The following is an 18,016-nucleotide window of genomic DNA, read 5'->3' on the forward strand; positions in this document are numbered from 1 at the left end:
CCGTCAGGCTGCCGGCGCGGCTTTCGCCGCCGGATGCTTCACGTACCAGTAGTCGATGATCCAGTCTTCATACTGATAGGAGTCCGGCACGATCGCCGGGTGGCCGAGCGTCGCCTTATACGCGATCCGCGCATTCGGCAGGTAGTACTGCGGAATCAGCACATACAGGTTGATCAGCACGCGGTCGAGCGCGTGCGTGGCCGTCTCGAGATCGTCGAGCGTGTCGGCGGCGAGCGCCGCGCGGATCAGCGCGTCGACCGCCTTCGACTTCACGCCCGGATAGTTCTCGGAGCCCGGCTGCGACGCGGCCGCGCTGCCGAAGCGGCGCGTCAGCTCCGCACCCGGGATCGTCACCGGCAGGTAGATGTACGTCGTCATGTCGTACTCGAAGTTGTCGAGCCGCTTCAGGTAGACCGCGCTGTCGATCTCGCGCAGGTACGCGTGGATGCCGAGCATCGCGAGCGCCTGCGTGTACGGCAGGATCAGGCGGTCCATGCCGGGCTGGTCGTCGATGATCTCGATCGTCATCGGCGTGCCGTTCGCGTCGCGCAGCGCGCCGTCGCGGTAAAACCAGCCGGCCTGCGCGAGCAGGTCGCGCGCCTGCTTCAGGTTCTCGCGCAACGAGCCGGGCGGCAGCGTCGACGGCTGCCGGACCATCGGGCCGAACACCTCCGGGGGCAGCGTCGAGCGGAACGGTTCGAGCAACGCGCGCTCCTTCTCGCTCGGCATGCCGGTTGCCGCGAACGGGCTCGCCTCCCAGAAGCTGTTGGTACGGCGATACTGCCCGTAGAACATCATCCGGCTCATCCAGTCGAAGTCGAACGCCAGCGCGAGCGCGTGCCGCACCCGCACGTCCTGGAACATCGGCTTGCGCATGTTCATCAGGAAGCCCTGCATCTGCGCGGGGCCGTCGGGAAACTCGCCGCGCGTCAGCATGCCGTTGCGGAAGTTCTTGCCGACGTACTTGCGCGCCCACTGCGTCGCGCTGTATTCCATGCGCGCGTCGATGTCGCCGGCCTTGAACGCTTCGAGCGCCGTGTATTGATCCAGGTACAACTTGAACGACACGTGCGCGAAGCGGAACATGCCGCGTCGCGACGGCAGGTTCGCCGCCCAGTAGTGCGGGTTGCGCACATAGACGATCTGCTTGTCGTTCTTGCGCTGCTCGATCAGGTACGGGCCGCTCGCGATCGGCGGCACCGTCGCGATCTGGTCGAACGGCGGCCGCGTGCCGTCCGCACGCATGCCCCACTTCGGCGAGAACACCGGCAGGTCGCCCGCGATCAGCGCGGCGTCGCGCTCCGCGTGCTTGAACTCGAAGCGCACCGTGTGGCCGTCGACGACCACCGCACGCCTGATGATCGAGAACTGCGCGTTGTACAGCGGCGAGGCCTGCGGGCTCGTCAGCGTATCGAACGAATACCTGACGTCGGCCGCGGTGATCGGGTCGCCGTTCGAGAAGCGCGCGGCGGGATCGATATGGAACGTCGCCGACAGCCCGTCGGGCGCGACCTCGACATCGTCGGCGATCAGCGCGTATTCGGATGCGAGCTCGTCCCAGCTGCGCTGCATCAGCGTGTCGAACATCAGGTTCTTGATGTCCGGTGCGGGCGAGCCGCGCACGAGAAACGGGTTCAGCGAGTCGTAGCTTTGCGCTTCGTCGTAGTTTTCGAAATCGAGCGTGCCGCTGTCCGGCGCATCCGGATTCGCGTAGTCGAAATGCGTGAAGCCCGGCGGATACTTCGGATGGTCGTATTGCGAGATCGCCGGCACGGCGAGCGCGGCCTGCGGCATGACGCTGCCCGACACGAACCACACGGCGCACGCGAGCAGCGCGGCGCGCGCGGCGGTGCGCATCCGCCCGTACGTGCGCGTCAGGTGCGAGTGGCGCGGCGCGCGTGCCCGTCGCCCATTCAACAGTCTCATGGTCAGTCTGTCCGGAAGCGTGCGGGTGTGAAGCCTGCGCGCAATCGATGCCCGTGCCGGACGCCGCGTACGGCCGCGTCCCGCGGATGGTTCATGCTGGTCCCGATCGGATGAACTGCACCGCCGCGCGCCCCGGTTGCGGGCCGTCGTGGCGCCAGGTGAAAAAAGGCCGCCCCGAAAAGGGGGTAGTGGACGTGGAGCGGCCTGTCCCAAACCTGTCAGTGCATCGCGGTCGCCATCAGAACTTGTACGTCGCGCCGACCTGCGCGAACCGGCCGATGTACGAGTACACCGACGTGTCGTACCCGCTCTGGCTCAGCGTGCCGTTCGCGAAGATCGGGTCGTACGGCGGCGTGCGGTTGAAGAGGTTGTCGATGCCGCCGTAGATCGTCCAGTTCTTGAAGCCCGTGTACGTCACCATCAGGTTGAACTGGCTGTACGAACCGACCTTGTTCGGCTCGGGCATCAGGTTCTGCGCGTACGGGCCCGTGAACTGCCACGTCAGCGCCGCATCGAACTTCCGGTAGTTCCAGTCCAGCGTCGTGTTGCCGCGCCAGCGCGGGAAGCTGCCGCCGAACGGCTGCGTGATCGTGAAGTTGTTGCCCGCGCCGTTGACCGGCGCGGCGCCGGGGAAGCCGATCTTGTAGCTGTTGACGTAAGCCCAGTCGCCCGACAGCGTAATCGTGCCCCAGCCCTTCAGCGGCAGGCCCTGGCGGAACGTGCCTTCAAAGCCGTTCGTGTCGAGGTAGCCGAGGTTCTGGTACGGAATCACCTTGTACAGCAACTGGCCGGTCGTCGGGTCGGTCACGACCTGCGACGGCTTGCCCTGGCCGATCACGTTGTCGATGCGGATCTTGTACCAGTCGAAGCCGAGGTCGGTGTAACGGCTCGGCGAGACCTGGAAGCCGATATTGAGGTTACGCGTGCGTTCCGGCGCGAGGTTCGGGTTGCCGACGGTGATCGACGTGTAGTTCTGGCCGGTGGCCGGGTCGACCTGGATGCCGAGCGTCTGCGACTTGCTGTCCTCGACGAAGGTCGGCGCGCGGAAGCCGCGGTTGTACGACGTATACAACGTGAGCGCCTTGATCGGCTGGTACCGCAACGCGAAGCGCGGCGAGAAGGCGCCGCCCACGTCGGTGTAGTGATCGTAGCGGCCTGCCTGGCTGAACGTCAGGTTCTCGATGATCGGTATGTTGATCTGGTAATAGATGGCCGCGACGTTGCGCTGGCCATCCACCGTCTCGAGGTCCGGTGTGATGACGGCGCCGCTCAGGTATTCGGAGCCCGGCGTCAGCGTTTCGCTCTGGTGCGTGAACTGCGCGCCGAAGCCGATGCCGACGTCGCCGGCCGGCAGATGGAACAGGTTCGGCGTCGACAGCGTCGCATCGATCGTGTCGAGCTTCGAGATGCCGAGGTTGTTCGCCTCCTGATAGAGGCCGTTGAACGCGTTCGGCGTCGCGGCCGGATTCGCGAAATTCAGCGTGCCGTTCTGGTAGATGTTGTTCAGCGCATTCACGTTCAGCTGGTTCGTGAACACGTTCGACACCGTGCTCTGCGAATGGCTGACCGACGTCGCCCAGTCCCAGTCGCCGTACGGCAGCGTGAACGACCCCTTGATGCCGGCGGCCGCCCGCCAGTAGTTGGCCCAGGTCTTTTGCGCGACCGTGTTCGGAAACGCATAGGTGAGCGGCGTGGCCGCGCCGGTCGTGTTGTACGGGTTGCTGACCGGTACCGTGAAGTTGAACGGCGACAGCAGCTTCGTCTGCGGATTCCAGACGAGCGCCGGGTTCTGCGAGTTGCCGATCACGTTGTTCCACAGGCCGTCGTTGGTCGTGGTCGTGTTGTAGCTCTCCATAAAGTCGGCGAACGCGGTCGTCTTGTCGTCGATCTTGAAGTCTCCGTGGAGCTTCGCGTTCAGGCGCTCGGTCATCGGCAGGATCGACGTGCTTTCCGCCGTGTTGTACCCGCAGATGGTGCCCGGCAACCCGGCCGACAGCGAATTCGGCGCGGCCGGATGAACCGAACCGCCGAACGGGCAGCCGCCGTTCAGCGCCTGCGCACTGCCGTCGGGCATGTTCCAATAGGACGGCGCGAGCAGCGAGAAGCCGCCCGGCTTGCCCGTGAAGTCCTGGTTGCGCGTGGAATCACGGTCGGCCAGCGTGAAGCCGTTCGACTTGTAGTAGCTGAGCGCGGCCGTCACGTTGAAACGGTCGGCGTTCAGGTCGCCGAAGCCGCCGAGCACGCCGAACTTCATCGTGCCGTCGCCGTTGCCGGCGTTGATCGCGCTGCCGAGGCTGCCGTCGAGCTGCAGCCCGCGGAAATTGTGTTTCGTGATGATGTTGACGACACCGCCGATCGCGTCCGAGCCGTACTGCGACACGGCACCCGTCTTCACGATTTCGATCCGCTCGATGTCGTTGAGCGGGATCGTGTTGAGGTCGAAGAACGAATCGACGCTGTTCGAGAAGAATGCATACGGCGCGACGCGCTGGCCGTCGACCAACACGAGCGTGTACTTCTCCGAGAGGCCGCGCAGTGCAATGCCGGCCGCGCCCGCCGCGAAGTTGCCCGACTGCCCTTCGCCCCAGCTGTTCGCCGAGTTGGCTGCCGCATCGCGCAGGAAGTCGGCGACGGTCACCGCGCCGCTGGCCTGGATTTCCTTCGGCGTGATCGTCTGCACCTGCTGGAAGCCCGTCTTGTCGGCTTGCCGGATCAGCGAGCCCGTCACTTCGAACCGCTTGATCTGCGCGACCTTGCCCTGCCCGTCCGCGGCGGGTGCGGCAGGCGTCGCCTCGGCCGCTGCACCGGGTGCCGCATCGGGCGCCGCAGCGTCCGGTGCAGCGGCGCTGCCCGCCGTGCCGCCTGCCTGTGCAACGGTCACGGGCGCGCCGCTCGCGACCGCATCCGCGATCGCGACGGCGCCCGGCGCCGGCTGGCTCTGGGCGAACGCCGGCGGCGCCAGTGCGGCCGTCAACGCGAGTTCCGCCCAGACTATCCTCTTGATGGCCAACGCCAAAACTCTCTGCTTCATCTTGTTCCCTCTCGCTCGTAGTAAGACCCCACCTGCTGCGCGCCGGAACCTTGTGAATTCCTTGCGCGTCCTGGGTGCCCGTGTACCGGAACCCGCGATTGCCACGCCTTCGAATGCCACGCTTTCTACCGCCACGACTCGAACGGCTCGGCTTCGGGGCACCCGCGCCATTCAGCATCACCGTCGTTTTCTATTTTGATTCGCCATACTAAACACCTACATTGAGCGCATTGCCTGCTTCCTGCCGATCCGACCGGCATCCGCTGCCGATCGGGTACCTCTCCTTCCTGACGGCCCGCCGCGCCGGCCGTCCTTGCTAGAACAGCCTGGGCGTGCCGACCCAGACGATGACCGCCTCTTCGTCGGCCGTGTTGCGCCACGCATGCGGCATCGTCGACTCGTAATGCGCGGTATCGCCCTCGTTCAGCGTGAACGTGCAATCCTCGAGCGTCAGCGCCACCTGCCCGCGCAACACGTAGACGAATTCCTCGCCCGCGTGCGTCGTCATCTCGGACGACAACTGCCCCGCCGGCATCCTGACGAGGATCGCGTCGAGCTTGCGGCCGTCCACCAGATTCGTCAGCCTGGCGAACCGGCTGGCCGAGTTCGTGAACTGGAAATACTGCAGCGCATCGCCGCGGCATACCGAGCGTGCCTCCGTCGGCGTGTCGATGAAGTACTGCATCGTCACGCCCAGCGCCTTTGCGATCCGGACCAGCGACGTGATCGACGGCGTCGCCCGCCCACGCTCGACCTGCGACAGGAACGGCTTCGAAATGCCGGCGATCGTCGACGTTTCGTCGAGCGTGAGTTTCAGGCGCTGGCGCAGCGCCCGGATCTTGTTGCCTAGCGACACGGCGGCGAGCACCGACTCATCAGGGGGCACAACCATGGGAAGACGGTCCCTCGCAGTCGAAATCGGTTTGATGTCGTCAAGCCTCGACCGATGCCGTGATGCAACCGGCCCGGCGCGATACCCGGCTGCACGCTGTCGCGGCGCGCAAGCCGCGCGTGGTGCGGCACGGCACCCGCATCGCGCAGTCGCGCCGATCCGGCACATTTCATTCGGTTTACTAATCAACAAGGCTGCCCCTTTTCCCTCGGCTGACCTGCCCTTCATGCGTCGGTGCCATTGCAGCGGCGCACCGATTTCCGCTCACCGACCACGCCCGCTCCCGCGCTGCGAGCCGCCGTGCCCGTGCGTTGCGTTAGCGGGATGCCACCGCCGTCCAGAGCCGTGCGAGGTCGGCGGAACCGTCGGTGCCCTTGACGGTGCGCAGCACCTGGACCGCCCGCGCCTTCTGACCGGCCACGTAATACGCCTCGCCGAGCCGCAGTCGCGCCGCGTCCGGATGCTCGAGGCCGCCCTTCGCGATCGCCTGCTCCATCATCGGCAGCCCCTGCTGCGCCTTGCCTGCGAAGACGAGGTTCATGCCCGCGTCGATCGGCGCAGCCGGTGTCGCGGCGTCCCCGCCCGACTGCGCGCGCTTTGCCGCGAGCGCCTGCAGCCGTTTCTCGCGATCCGCCTGCGCGTCCTTGCCGAGTACGCCGGACGCGAACCCCTGGTCGATCACCTGCTTGCCTTCGGCGGGCAACCCTGCCACCAGCGCGAGCTGCGTCATCTCCATGTACGCGTTGGCTGTCGCGAGCGAGCCCGTGGCCCGGCGCAACCGGTAGATGTCGAGATCGAGCGACGGCAGATACCCCGGGTTGCCGCGAATCGCCGTGACCATTTCGTCCCAGTACGCGGGGCTCGGGTGGTAAGCCACCAGCAGCCCGAGCGCACCGCGATATGCGTTGCCGTCCTTCACTTTCTGCGCACAGCTCGCAAGCATCTGCAACTGCCCTTCATCCGGCGCGTGTCCGCCGTTCGCCTGCGCGTCGGTGCTCGCCTTCAACTGGCTCACGAGCGGTGTGCAATCGTTTGACAGGTAGTACGACTGCGTGAGCAGCGTGCGCATTTCCGGATCGGATCCGCCGGCCTTCAGGTAGCGCTGCGCGATCCGGATCGCCAGCGGGTAGTTCTTCTGCTGGAAGTAGATGCCGGCCAGCGCCGCCGTGGTCCGCTGCTCGTCCTCGCCCGACAGCCGTCCCGAGTTCAGCACGGCCTCGTAGGCCTGCGCGGCCGTGCCCGGGTCGCCGGCCGCCATCGCGGCCGCGCCGCGCATCTCCTCCACCATGTAAGTTTCGTACGGCGTGCGGTTCGGCACGGCCGCCGCCTGGGCGATCTTGCCCAGTGCATCGCGATACTTGTGCGCCCGGTACAGGTCCTGTGCGGCCGCCAACGGTTTGGCCACGTCCGGCCGCAGCGCGTCCGCCGGCAATGCCGGGCGTCCGAGCAAGCCTGCCGCGCCGAGCGCCGCCACCACCATCATCCGTTTCCATCGTCGCTGGTTCATCGGCTCGTCCGTGGCGTCATTGCATGAACTGTTCGTTGCCGATCAGGCCGATCTTGGTCGCGCCCACGCGTTGCGCGGACGCGAGCACGGCGGCCACGTCCTTGTACGGCACCAGCTTGTTGGGGCGCAGGTGGATTTCCGCCTGCACGGGTTCCGCCGCCACCTGGGTCAGTTTCGCCTCGAGCGCCGTGCGGTCCGGCACCGGTGCGCCGTTCCACGTCGTCGTGCCGTCGAAGTCGATGTCGATCTGCACGATTTCCGGCGGCGTGGCCGGCGGCGGCGGGTTACCCACCGGCAGGTCCATCTTCACCGAATGCATCTGAATCGGGATCGTGATGATCAGCATGATCAGCAACACCAGCATCACGTCGATCAGCGGCGTGGTGTTGATATCGACCATCACTTCCGGTTCGGCATTGCTTCCGCCCGAAGGCACATTCATTCCCATCGTCGACTCCTGTCGATCAGCGTTAGTGCTTCAGCACTTACGCTGATCCCATGCTTCGCGGTCGATCAGCGTTGGTGCTTCAGCACTTACGCCGACCCCATGCTTCGCGGTCGATCAGCGTTGGTGCTTCAGCACTTACGCCGACCCCATGCTTCGCGGTCGATCAGCATTAATGCTTCAGCACCTACGCCGCCCCCATGCCCCAAGACCCACCGGCGTCAGTGCATCACCTCCAGCCGCCAGCCTGCCCTCTCACCAAGGTCCCGCCCACGGCTAGCCGCCGCGCGCCGGCGGCTCCGTGATGAACGACAGCTTCGCGATCCCCGCGCGCTCGCACATCGTGACCACCCGACCGATGAACTCGTAACGCGTGTTCTGGTCGCCCCGCACGTGGACGCTCGGCTGCGGCTGCTGCTGCGATACGTCCTTCAGCTTCGCGAGCAGTGTCTGCGCATCCACCAGCTGTTCGCCCCAGAAGAAGTCGCCATCGCGGTTCACCGCGATCTCGATGCTCTTCGGCGTCGTCTGCAGCGGTTGCACCGTCTCCTTCGGCAACTGAAGCTGGATCGTGTGCGTCACGACCGGAATCGTGATCAGGAAGATGATCAGCAACACCAGCATCACGTCGACGAGCGGCGTCGTGTTGATGTTGGCGATCACCTCGTCGCTGTCGTCCTGCCCGACGTTCATGGCCATCGCGCGTCTCCGTCAGGCGGTCAGTTCGCAAGCGACGCCGCGGCCGGCGACGAGGACGCCGCGCGTACCGGGCGCCGATTGCCGGCCAGCAGCACCGTATGCAGTTGCGCGCCGAAGTTGCGAACCCGCTCCATCACCGACTTGTTGCGCCGGACCAGGAAGTTGTAGCCGAGCACCGCGGGCACCGCGACGGCGAGGCCGATCGCGGTCATGATGAGCGCCTCGCCCACCGGGCCCGCGACCTTGTCGATCGACGCCTGGCCGGCGATACCGATCGCGGTCAGCGCGTGATAAATCCCCCAGACCGTGCCGAACAGCCCGACGAACGGCGCCGTGGAGCCCACCGTGGCCAGGAATGCGAGCCCGTCCTGCATCCGGTTCGACACGTTCGTGATCGAGCGCTCGACCGACACGTCGATCCACGTGTTGCGGTCCACGGCTTCCAGCAGCGCATCTTCATGGTGCTCGCCGGCCTCGATCGCCGTTTCGGCGATGAACCGGAACGGCGACGCCTCGTCGAGGAGCCTGGCGCCCTCGGCCAGCGACGGTGCGGACCAGAGCTGCGCATCTGCCAGTTTCGCGCGGCGATTGGCGCGCAACTGCTCCAGGAACTTCGTGATCATGATGTACCAGCTCCCCATCGACATGATCACCAGCAGGATCAGCACGAAACGGGCGACGAAGTCGCCGTTTTTCCACAACGCGCCGAGCCCGTACGGGTTCTCGACCGCTTCCGTCGTGGCCGGCGCGGGCGGCGGAGCCGGTTCGGCGGCGGCCGGAGCCGTGGCCGGTGCGGCAGACGGCGCCGCCGCCTGTGCCGCCGTGCCGGCCGCGCCGCTTGCCTGCGCATGGGCGAGCTGCGGCGCAACGAACCCGTCGACTGCGACGACGGACATCAGGATGCTTGCCGCCAACGCGGCCAGTGAACGCTTCGTCATACCCCACTCCAGTTATTTCGGTGAACTTAATACGTCAGTTCGTGATGGTTTTTCCCGGCCCGGTTCGCGCCGGGCCGCCCACTGCATCAATTCAGATTGAACGAGAACGGCACCTGGACCCGCACCGACTGGCCCTGCGCGACGCACTTGAATCGTTTTACGGTGTTGTATGCAGCGCGATCGAGGACCGGATCGGCCGACTGCGCCACGCGCTCGTTCGTGATGTTCCCTTCCGCATCCACGACGAATTCGATCGTCACGTCACCCGTGATGTTGTTTTCCTGCGCTTCCTTCGGATACTGGATCGACGCGCGCAGCGCATCCGAATTCGGGCAGACGACACCCACGTCATGGCTGACGGGCTTGGCCGGCGCCGGGGGCGCCACGACCGGTGCCTGCACGGCCGGCGTGGAGGGTACCGGGGCCGACTGGTGCGTGATCGTCGCCTGCGGCGGCGCCTGCACCGGCACTTCCGGCGGCGGGACGAACGGCGGCGGCGGCGGCGCGAACTTTGGCGGCGGGAGCTTGACCACGGGCATCGGCGGCGGCGGCGGCGGCTTGACCGGCTCGATGATGCGGGTTTCGATCGGGTGCTGGATCACCTGCACGACTTTCGTCGCCAGGCCGTTGAGCAGCGCGTAGATCAGCACTGCATGCAGCACCAGGACGATTCCGATGCCGCCGAACCGGCGTACCGGATTCTGTTGCTTCTTGCCGAATTCTCGCGGACGGCCCAGCGTAGCCAGTCCGCTGTTCGACGTAACCAGACCTTCTTCGACTTTCATGCCCACCATCCATCCCCCAAGCGATTCGCCCAGTTTCGGATTGCTGCCGGCGGCGAAACCAGGTCGGCATCGCCACCGCATCCACCCGAACATTTCATTTCAAATTCAATTTGCAATCCGAATTGAAAGAATTGCATTCGAATTCCAATACATTCTTTTTCAAGGAATCGTTCCGGCCGGCGCGGCCCGGTGTTTGCACCGGAAAACCACGCGCCTGCACGTTCAGGCAATTGTCAGCTGAGCGGGCGGCACCGCGTGTTTCGTATGACGATTCGCCGTTCGTTACACGGTGATGTCATTGGCGCCGTTCACTTGGGTGCAGAAGATAGCAAGGAAAAAATTTTGCCGTCAAACTTTATTTGATACCCGAATACAAAGTTTGGAGGGGATATTCAAATAATATTCCGGTAAGCACAAATACAACTTTTATTATTCAATTGGTAATTGAATTGTATGGGTATATGCAAAAACGGATATTGATCCGCTTCAACATAAATATCGGCATATCTCCTGCACCGCACCAAAAAAGGGCATTCGAACAATAATCTCGAGGATGCATCCCCCGCCTCGTCATCGCCCGCATGTCGACGGGCATGCCGGTCGACCGCCTCGAACTGGTCAAGATCGTTTCCTCAAGGAGGGCGTACCAGCGATGCCGTACCCGAGGTGACCAAAATAGTTAATCTGGAATGCGACATAAATTCAGGATTGGACGTCGGACTAAAACACATCACCCAACACTTCGCATATCGAATTAACTATCCTGCGACCTCCCCACTGGCAGGACCTGCACCCCTGTCACACACGCACCGACAATTGCCCGTTCACCGCACGCGTCAGGACTGCATGCCCTGCATCTTGTGCGAGAAATGCGCACGCTCGGCCGTCTCCATCAGCGTCAGGAATTCATCCTGCATCATGTGGATCAGCGCTTCGTGGTCACCGGCCTCGAAATAGACTTCCGGCTGCTGTGCAAGACGTTCCTCGAGAAACGTCTTCATGCCGTACGCCATGCAGACCGGCGGCAGCGCACCCATGTCGCAATCCTTGAACAGTTCGCGCAGTTCGACCTCGCGGGCGAGCACGAGATGGCGTCCCGTCTTCACCCAGAGATCCGACAGGCGCACGGCATGCGTGGTCGGCAATACGGCTGCGACGTAGCCTTCGTCGTCTTCGAGGAGCACGGTTTTCGCGAGGCGATCGCCGGGGATATGCGCGGCGGCAGCCGTCTCCATGCTCGTATGGCTATAGGGGTGGTACACCACTTCGTACCGCGACGACTTCTGGCGCAGGCAATCCTGCAGGGTGGCTGATACTGGCATGGCACACCTCGTCTGGGCGAATCGGGCGAACGGCGTTCGCTCCGGATTTGTTCAGCATAGGTCGCATTCGAGCCAATGGAAACGCCGCCTCACCCCCTGCTCATTCGGGCTCCCGTTCCGGTTCCAACCCCGGTTCCAACCCTTTTTCGCGCAACCATTCGCGGTTGAAGAGCCGAGCACGATAGACGTCGCCGCGATCGCACAGCAAAGTCACGATCGTATGCCCCGGGCCCATCCTGCGGGCCAGCCAGACCGCCGCCGCGACGTTGATTCCGCTCGATCCGCCGACGTACAGCCCTTCTTCGCGCAGCAGCCGGTAGACCATCGTCACGCACTGCGAATCATCGATCCTCACGGCGTCGTCGATCGGTGCACCGGCCAGATTCGCGGTGACCCGCGTCGAGCCGATGCCTTCGGTGATCGAACTGCCTTCGGCACCGAGGTCGCCCGTTTTCACGTAACCGTAGAGCCCGCTGCCGTGCGGATCGGCTAGCACGATCCGGACCTCCGGATCCTGCTCCTTCAGGTAGCGGCTCACGCCCGCCAGCGTGCCGCCCGTGCCGGTTGCGCAGACGAACGCATCGACCGTGCCCGCCGTATCGCGCCAGATTTCCGGTCCGGTCGTCTCGTAGTGCGCCTGCCGGTTGACGACGTTGTCGAACTGGTTGGCCCATACCGCGTTGTCGAGTTCGTCCGCGAGCCGCCCGGCAATCTTCTGATAGTTGTTCGGGTCGCGATACGGCGCCGCCGGCACCGGGCGCACGTCGGCGCCGAGCGTGCGCAGGATCGCCATCTTGTCCGGCGATTGCGTGTCGGGAATCACGATCACGCAGCGATAACCGCGCGCCGCGCAGATGTGCGCAAGACCGATGCCCGTGTTGCCCGCCGTGCCCTCGACGACGGTGCCGCCCGGCTTCAGCGCGCCGCGCTGCTCGGCGTCGCGGATGATGTAGAGCGCCGCGCGGTCCTTCACCGAACCGCCCGGGTTCATGAATTCCGCCTTGCCCAGGATTTCGCAGCCCGTTTCCGCGCTGAGCTTCGCCAGCCGGATCAACGGCGTGCGTCCCACGCAGTCGACGAAGCCGTGTCGCACGTCCATGTTGCCCTCCGTTGCATTCGCGCTCGCGCGCCCTACACAACCAAGGATAGGACGCGTCGCTTTCGACGCCAGCCGCCGCGTACTAAGCTTGGAGAGCCCATTGCGGCGCGCGCGCCGCATCGCCAGACGAGGTCCGCCATGCTGCAATTCGAAACCGTCACCGTCGACAAACCCGAGGCCGTGAATTTCATCCTCGGCCAGTCGCATTTCATCAAGTCCGTCGAGGACATCCACGAGACGCTGGTCGGCACCGTGCCGGGCATTCGTTTCGGGCTCGCATTCTGCGAGGCATCGGGCAAACGTCTCGTGCGCCGCTCCGGCACCGATGCGGAACTCGTCGAACTCGCGTGCCGCAACGCCCTTGCGATCGGCGCCGGTCACGCGTTCATCGTGTTCCTCGGCGACGGTTTCTATCCGGTCAACGTGCTCAATGCGATCAAGGCCGTGCCGGAGGTCTGCCGGATCTACTGCGCGACCGCGAACCCGACCGACGTGATCGTCGCGGAAACCGCGCAGGGACGCGGGATCGCCGGTGTCGTCGACGGCTTTCCGCCGCTCGGCGTCGAGAACGACGACGACGTGCGATGGCGCAAGGATCTGCTGCGCACGATCGGATACAAGGCGTAGGTGCGGGCCGCCGGAGCGGCCGCGGCGCATACATCGAGCTTCCGCAAGGGCCTGCCCTGCAGACGTGACCGCGTCGGCGATGAGAACCGCGTCTCCCGGCCCTGCGAAACAAGAAGAAAAAGCGGTTGGATCAAAGGCGCGACGGCGGTCGGGACTTCCGGTCGCTGAGTTGGCTGACCGTTAGTTGCAATTCAGGGAACGGGACTACGCTCCCGGTGGCGACGCGCCGGCCATCCGGCTGTCCTATACTGGCCGCAACAGACTGACCGGCAGCCGTGCCGACACGACGACCGCGCCGCCGTCCCCTTCCCGGAGCCACGCATGCATTACCAGCTGATCTACGAACTCGTCGACGATTACCTGTCGCGGCGCGAACCGTTCCGCGCCGAACATCTCGCGCTTGCACAGGCCGCGACCGAGCGCGGCGAACTCGTGCTCGCCGGCGCGCTGTCGGATCCGGCCGACCAGGCCGTGCTCGTGTTCGAGGGCGATTCGCCGGAGGCGGCCGAGTCGTTCGCGCGCGCCGATCCGTATGTGCAGAACGGCCTCGTGAAATCGTGGCGTGTGCGTCCGTGGCGCGTCGTGATCGGCAAGCACGCGCCGCGCTAGGCGCGACGCGGGACTACAGCCACCCTGCCCGCTTGAATCGCCACCACAGCGCGAAGTCGGCGACGACCATCACCGCGATGCAGCCGTAGAAACCGTATTTCAGGTGCAGTTCGGGCATGTTCGCGAAGTTCATCCCGTAGATGCCGGCGATCATCGTCGGTATCGCGAACAGCGCGGCGAACGAACCGAGCCGCTTCGTCACTTCGTTCTCGGCCAGCGAGATCATCCCGAGGTTGACCTGGATCGCCGTGACGACCATCTCGCGGCGCCCTTCGATCGTCTTCACGATCCGCTGCAGATGGTCGTACACGTCGCGGAAATAAGCCGCCATCCCGCTGCAGACCTGCGGCACGCGTCCGCCGGTGAGTTTCGCGAGCGGCTCGATCAGCGGCGCCGTGTGCTGGTACAGCATCACGAGCCGACGCTTCAGCGAATAGAGATCCTCGATGATCGCGCGCGACGACGCGGGCGTCGCCTTCGCGAAGATCCGATCCTCGAGTTCCTCGAGCTCGGTGCCGAGCGTTTCGAGGATCGGGAAATAGCGGTCGACGACCTGGTCCATCAGCGCGTAGAACACGAACGCCGAGCCTTCCCGCAGCAGATGCGGCTCGTGCTCGCAGCGCTTGCGCACGTCGCGGAAGTCCTGCTCGGTGTGGTTGCGGATCGACAGCACGTAGTTCGGGCCGACGAACACGTTCAGCTCGCCCACCTTGAATTCGCCGTCGTCATCGAGCTCGACCGTATGCAGCACCGCGAACAGCGAATCGCCGTACTCCTCGATCTTCGGCCGCTGGTGCCCCTTGCGGGCATCCTCGAGGGCGAGCTCGTGCAGCCCGAACTCCTCGCCCATCAGGTCGATTTCCTCGGGCGTCGGATCCTTCAGCGCGACCCACACGAAGCATTCGGGCTTCGACACGTAGTCGCTGATGGCGTCGATATCGATGTCGGCCAGCTTGCGGCCGTCCTGGTATGCAGCACAGTTGATCAGCATGGTGCCTCTGATGTTGCGGTTTGCGCATCAGTTTACCGGTTTGCTGCGCGGGCGGCCCGGCTTGCGCGGCACGACGATATTGGTCATGATCGGGCTGCGTGCGCCGCAGCACGCGCACCAGGACACTGCGGCCCAACCGTCAAGGAGACAGACCCATGTGGTATTTCTCGTGGATACTCGGCATCGGCGTGGCGCTCGGCTTCGGCATCATCAACGCGATGTGGCTGGAGGCGGAAGTGTTCTCGCGCGGCGACAAGCGCAACGGTACGCCGAGCCCGCGGCCGGGAGGCAAGGTTTCGTGACGCACCTGGTGTTCTTCTGCGGTCACGCCGGCACCGGCAAGACCACGCTCGCGAAGCGGCTCATCGGGCCGCTGATGCGCGCGACCGGCGAGGCCTTCTGCCTGCTCGACAAGGACACGCTGTACGGCCGCTACAGCTCGGCCGCGATGGGTGCGCTCACCGAGGATCCGAACGACCGCGACAGCCCGCTCTACCTGAAGCACCTGCGCGATCCCGAATACCAGGGCCTGCTCGACACGGCCCGTGAAAACCTCGCGCTGGGCATCGGCGCGCTCGTCGTCGGCCCGCTGTCGCGCGAAGTGCGCGATCGCCGCATTCTCGACCGCGCATGGCTCGGCATCGCCCCCGACGTCACGCTGACGGTCGTCTGGGTCTACACGTCGGAAGACGTCGCGCACCAGCGGATCGTCGCACGCGGCAACCCGAACGATGCCTACAAGCTCGCGCACTGGGACGAATACCGGCAGCGCCGCTTCGTGCCGACCGGCCACGAATGCGACGGCATCGTGATGTTCGACAACACCGCGCCGTCCGACGCCGACATCGATACGCTGCTGTACCGCATCGCGCCGCCCCCGCCCGCGGCGACGATCGTCCCGCCGCTGCCGGCCTGATCGCCCCTCCTTTTCGTTCCCGCAAAAAAAACAACGCCGGAAGCGCTGCTGCGCTCCCGGCGTCGTACGGCCCTCGTGCCTGAGGCTGGCGGACGGTCAGGCCACCGCGTGCACGCGCTCCATCGTGCCGCCTTCGTACAGCTTGCCGAAGCGGTTCGACAGGAACGCCTTCAGCGACACCTTTTCCTGCGGGATGAAACCGCTTTGCGGCAGCTTCTTCTCGCGGAACAGATCCAGCACCGCGCACATCGCGCCGGCCGTCGTGATCTGGATCGCGCTCATGTGCATCCCGCACACGTCCTTCGCGAAGATCTTGCGCGTGAACACGTCCTGCACCAGCTGGCCGTCCTTCACGCCCGTCACGGTGATGAACACCAGCACGACGTCCTGCTTCGTCGACGGTACCGCGCGGCGCATGATCGACTTCAGCGTGTCGCGGTCGGTCGACAGGCGCAGGTCCTCGAGCAGGAACTGCACGAGATCGCGGTGGCCCGGATAGCGCACCGACTTGTAGTCGAGCGTCTCGACCTTGCCCGACAGCGTTTCGCACAGCGTGCCGAGGCCGCCCGACGTGTTGAACGCTTCGTATTCGGTACCGTCCAGCGAGAAGTGCTCGAGGCCTTCGAGCGGCTGCACCCACTGCTTGCGACCGTCGCGGATCGCTTCGCACGGCTGGCAGTATTCGTTGATCAGGCCGTCGACGCTCCACGTCAGGTTGTACTTCAGCGCGTTGGTCGGATACTCGGGCAACGCGCCGACGCGCATCTTCACGTCGCGCACTTCGGTGAAGCCGTTCACCAGTTCATGCGCGGCGAGACCGATGAAGCCCGGTGCGAGGCCGCACTGCGGCATGAACGCACGGTCGGAGCCTTCGGCCAGCTCGCGGATCGCGTGGGTCGCGCGCACGTCTTCGGTCAGGTCGAAGTAGTGGACACCGGCAGCCTTCGCGGCGGCGGCAACGTTGACCGCGAGGTAATAAGGCAGCGCATTGACGAGCGCATCGAAACCCTTCACTGCTTCGCGAATCGCGTTGGCGTCGGCCGAATCGACCCGTTGCGTCGCGATGCCTTCGCGCGACAGCTTCGCGAGCGCATCCGCATCGCGGTCGAACGCGACGACTTCGTAGTCGCCCGTTTCACGCAGCATGTGAGCAATGGTGTGGCCGATCAGACCTGCGCCGACGATGGCGATTTTCATGCGCTTATCTCCTGATGATGGGTTTGATGTAGTGGACGGCGTTGAGCCATGAACACAGTTTAGGGACGCGCAAAATCAGTTCCAAGACGAAGAATGATGCGAAACGACCGATAATTTCGACGTTTCGACTACACTTTTCGTCGAAACGTCGAAATGACGCCTTTTGCCCGCTGCCGGCCTCGCTATGGCTGGCCTAAGTCTTCCGTTTCAGACTGCATGCCGACCACCCGATTTCCAAGGAGGCATCGCATGCAATCACTGCCTGTCCATCGCACGCCGCACTGGCTGAACAAGGTGCCCGACGTCGCGCTGTCGTTCTGGATCATCAAGATCATGTCGACCACGGTCGGCGAAACCGGCGCGGACTTTCTCGCGGTCAACGCGGGCCTCGGCCAGACCGTCACCCGCGTCGCGATGGCGTCGCTGCTCGCGATCGCGCTGTGGCTGCAGTTACGCACGCGCCGCTACGTGCCGTGGATCTACTGGCTCACGGTGGTGCTGGTCAGCATCGTCGGCACGCAGATCACCGACCTGCTCACCGACGGCCTGAACGTCAGCCTCTATGCGAGCACCGCCGCGTTTGCCGTCGCGCTCGCCGCGATCTTCTTCGTGTGGCATCGCGTCGAAGGCACGCTGTCGATCGACACCATCGTGACGCCGCGGCGCGAGCTGTTCTACTGGGCCGCGATCCTCTGCACGTTCGCGCTGGGCACCGCCGCGGGCGATCTCGCGACCGAGGCGCTCGGGCTCGGCTTCACGCTCGGCGCGCTGTGCTTCGGCGGCTTGATCGCGGCCGTGTTCGTGATGTGGCGGCTGGGCGCCAACGCGGTGCTCGCGTTCTGGATCGCGTACATCCTGACGCGCCCGTTCGGCGCATCGCTCGGCGACCTGCTCACGCAGGCCCGCACCTATGGCGGGCTCGGCTTCGGCGCCGCCTGGACGAGCCTGCTGTTCCTGACCGTGATCGTGCTGCTCGTCGCCGTCGCGCAATTCGGCAGCAGTCCGCGCACGCGCGCCGGTACCGCCGAATGA

General features: G+C 65.0%; 18 protein-coding genes. 6 read left to right on the forward strand and 12 right to left on the reverse strand.

What is annotated here, in order from left to right:
* Positions 1-3 precede the first annotated feature (3 nt).
* The 8 genes from VK92_RS03070 to VK92_RS03105 all read right to left on the reverse strand — a co-directional run bounded on the left by VK92_RS03070 (position 4) and on the right by VK92_RS03105 (position 10,223).
* Positions 4-1,857, reverse strand: a complete 1,854-nt coding sequence (locus VK92_RS03070) for an extracellular solute-binding protein (RefSeq protein WP_048022774.1) — start codon at positions 1,855-1,857, stop codon at positions 4-6.
* A gap of 307 nt (positions 1,858-2,164) precedes the next feature.
* Entirely contained in the window at positions 2,165-4,957 is a 2,793-nt protein-coding gene (locus tag VK92_RS03075; protein ID WP_048022775.1) for a TonB-dependent receptor, read from the reverse strand.
* Between the two features lie 316 nt (positions 4,958-5,273).
* The gene (locus VK92_RS03080; protein ID WP_048022776.1) at positions 5,274-5,849 is read right to left on the reverse strand and encodes a helix-turn-helix domain-containing protein; all 576 of its coding nucleotides are present in this window, start codon (positions 5,847-5,849) and stop codon (positions 5,274-5,276) included.
* Positions 5,850-6,165: 316 nt separating this feature from the next.
* Entirely contained in the window at positions 6,166-7,356 is a 1,191-nt protein-coding gene (locus tag VK92_RS03085; RefSeq protein WP_048022778.1) for a tetratricopeptide repeat protein, read from the reverse strand.
* Between the two features lie 16 nt (positions 7,357-7,372).
* A complete protein-coding gene (locus tag VK92_RS03090) occupies positions 7,373-7,804 on the reverse strand; it encodes an ExbD/TolR family protein (RefSeq protein ID WP_048022780.1) in 432 nt (143 codons plus the stop codon).
* A 273-nt stretch (positions 7,805-8,077) separates the two neighbouring features.
* A complete protein-coding gene (locus VK92_RS03095) occupies positions 8,078-8,500 on the reverse strand; it encodes an ExbD/TolR family protein (protein ID WP_021160935.1) in 423 nt (140 codons plus the stop codon).
* 20 nt (positions 8,501-8,520) lie between these two features.
* Positions 8,521-9,438, reverse strand: a complete 918-nt coding sequence (locus VK92_RS03100; RefSeq protein WP_048022781.1) for a MotA/TolQ/ExbB proton channel family protein — start codon at positions 9,436-9,438, stop codon at positions 8,521-8,523.
* Positions 9,439-9,524: 86 nt separating this feature from the next.
* On the reverse strand, positions 9,525-10,223 hold the full coding sequence (locus tag VK92_RS03105) for an energy transducer TonB (protein ID WP_048022908.1): 699 nt from the start codon (positions 10,221-10,223) through the stop codon (positions 9,525-9,527).
* Between VK92_RS03105 and VK92_RS41480 the strand changes: the two genes are divergently transcribed.
* Positions 10,222-10,464, forward strand: a complete 243-nt coding sequence (locus tag VK92_RS41480; protein ID WP_124467399.1) for a hypothetical protein — start codon at positions 10,222-10,224, stop codon at positions 10,462-10,464. The genes VK92_RS03105 and VK92_RS41480 overlap by 2 nt on opposite strands.
* Before the next feature lie 595 nt (positions 10,465-11,059).
* Here the strand turns inward: VK92_RS41480 and VK92_RS03110 are convergent.
* Both VK92_RS03110 and VK92_RS03115 read right to left on the reverse strand, forming a co-directional pair.
* On the reverse strand, positions 11,060-11,545 hold the full coding sequence (locus VK92_RS03110; RefSeq protein ID WP_027787328.1) for an aminoacyl-tRNA deacylase: 486 nt from the start codon (positions 11,543-11,545) through the stop codon (positions 11,060-11,062).
* Positions 11,546-11,645: 100 nt separating this feature from the next.
* A complete protein-coding gene (locus VK92_RS03115) occupies positions 11,646-12,644 on the reverse strand; it encodes a cysteine synthase A (RefSeq protein ID WP_048022783.1) in 999 nt (332 codons plus the stop codon).
* A 138-nt stretch (positions 12,645-12,782) separates the two neighbouring features.
* Here VK92_RS03115 and VK92_RS03120 point away from each other — a divergent pair, with 138 nt between their 5' ends.
* Both VK92_RS03120 and VK92_RS03125 read left to right on the forward strand, forming a co-directional pair.
* Positions 12,783-13,271: an adenosine-specific kinase gene (locus VK92_RS03120; RefSeq protein WP_122982927.1), complete on the forward strand. Its 489-nt coding sequence runs from the start codon at positions 12,783-12,785 to the stop codon at positions 13,269-13,271.
* A gap of 321 nt (positions 13,272-13,592) precedes the next feature.
* Positions 13,593-13,880, forward strand: coding sequence for a YciI-like protein (locus VK92_RS03125; protein ID WP_021160928.1), 288 nt, complete (start codon positions 13,593-13,595; stop codon positions 13,878-13,880).
* Positions 13,881-13,893: 13 nt separating this feature from the next.
* On the opposite strand, the gene corA is transcribed toward VK92_RS03125, so the two are convergent.
* Complete coding sequence (gene corA, locus VK92_RS03130; RefSeq protein ID WP_048022784.1) at positions 13,894-14,871, reverse strand: magnesium/cobalt transporter CorA; 978 nt, start codon at positions 14,869-14,871, stop codon at positions 13,894-13,896.
* Between the two features lie 155 nt (positions 14,872-15,026).
* On the opposite strand from corA, the gene cydX reads away from it, so the two are divergent.
* Entirely contained in the window at positions 15,027-15,173 is a 147-nt protein-coding gene (cydX, locus tag VK92_RS39170) for a cytochrome bd-I oxidase subunit CydX (RefSeq protein WP_048022786.1), read from the forward strand.
* Positions 15,170-15,787, forward strand: coding sequence for an AAA family ATPase (locus VK92_RS03140; protein WP_021160925.1), 618 nt, complete (start codon positions 15,170-15,172; stop codon positions 15,785-15,787). Before cydX ends, VK92_RS03140 begins: the two co-directional genes overlap by 4 nt.
* Positions 15,788-15,883: 96 nt before the next feature.
* Here VK92_RS03140 and VK92_RS03145 read toward each other — a convergent pair whose 3' ends face one another.
* A complete protein-coding gene (locus VK92_RS03145; RefSeq protein WP_021160924.1) occupies positions 15,884-16,984 on the reverse strand; it encodes a saccharopine dehydrogenase family protein in 1,101 nt (366 codons plus the stop codon).
* A gap of 249 nt (positions 16,985-17,233) precedes the next feature.
* Here VK92_RS03145 and VK92_RS03150 point away from each other — a divergent pair, with 249 nt between their 5' ends.
* Positions 17,234-18,016, forward strand: coding sequence for a COG4705 family protein (locus VK92_RS03150; protein ID WP_048022787.1), 783 nt, complete (start codon positions 17,234-17,236; stop codon positions 18,014-18,016).

This window comes from Burkholderia sp. LK4 (genome assembly GCF_001043615.1).
Lineage (GTDB): Bacteria > Pseudomonadota > Gammaproteobacteria > Burkholderiales > Burkholderiaceae > Burkholderia > Burkholderia cepacia.

Coding starts and splice junctions, on each gene's coding strand:
- VK92_RS03070 (WP_048022774.1), bottom strand. CDS start 1,857: ATGCGCACCGCCGCGCGCGCCGCGCTGCTCGCGTGCGCCGTGTGGTTC.
- VK92_RS03075 (WP_048022775.1), bottom strand. CDS start 4,957: ATGAAGCAGAGAGTTTTGGCGTTGGCCATCAAGAGGATAGTCTGGGCG.
- VK92_RS03080 (WP_048022776.1), bottom strand. CDS start 5,849: ATGGTTGTGCCCCCTGATGAGTCGGTGCTCGCCGCCGTGTCGCTAGGC.
- VK92_RS03085 (WP_048022778.1), bottom strand. CDS start 7,356: ATGAACCAGCGACGATGGAAACGGATGATGGTGGTGGCGGCGCTCGGC.
- VK92_RS03090 (WP_048022780.1), bottom strand. CDS start 7,804: ATGGGAATGAATGTGCCTTCGGGCGGAAGCAATGCCGAACCGGAAGTG.
- VK92_RS03095 (WP_021160935.1), bottom strand. CDS start 8,500: ATGGCCATGAACGTCGGGCAGGACGACAGCGACGAGGTGATCGCCAAC.
- VK92_RS03100 (WP_048022781.1), bottom strand. CDS start 9,438: ATGACGAAGCGTTCACTGGCCGCGTTGGCGGCAAGCATCCTGATGTCC.
- VK92_RS41480 (WP_124467399.1), top strand. CDS start 10,222: ATGCCCACCATCCATCCCCCAAGCGATTCGCCCAGTTTCGGATTGCTG.
- VK92_RS03105 (WP_048022908.1), bottom strand. CDS start 10,223: ATGAAAGTCGAAGAAGGTCTGGTTACGTCGAACAGCGGACTGGCTACG.
- VK92_RS03110 (WP_027787328.1), bottom strand. CDS start 11,545: ATGCCAGTATCAGCCACCCTGCAGGATTGCCTGCGCCAGAAGTCGTCG.
- VK92_RS03115 (WP_048022783.1), bottom strand. CDS start 12,644: ATGGACGTGCGACACGGCTTCGTCGACTGCGTGGGACGCACGCCGTTG.
- VK92_RS03120 (WP_122982927.1), top strand. CDS start 12,783: ATGCTGCAATTCGAAACCGTCACCGTCGACAAACCCGAGGCCGTGAAT.
- VK92_RS03125 (WP_021160928.1), top strand. CDS start 13,593: ATGCATTACCAGCTGATCTACGAACTCGTCGACGATTACCTGTCGCGG.
- corA (WP_048022784.1), bottom strand. CDS start 14,871: ATGCTGATCAACTGTGCTGCATACCAGGACGGCCGCAAGCTGGCCGAC.
- cydX (WP_048022786.1), top strand. CDS start 15,027: ATGTGGTATTTCTCGTGGATACTCGGCATCGGCGTGGCGCTCGGCTTC.
- VK92_RS03145 (WP_021160924.1), bottom strand. CDS start 16,984: ATGAAAATCGCCATCGTCGGCGCAGGTCTGATCGGCCACACCATTGCT.
- VK92_RS03150 (WP_048022787.1), top strand. CDS start 17,234: ATGCAATCACTGCCTGTCCATCGCACGCCGCACTGGCTGAACAAGGTG.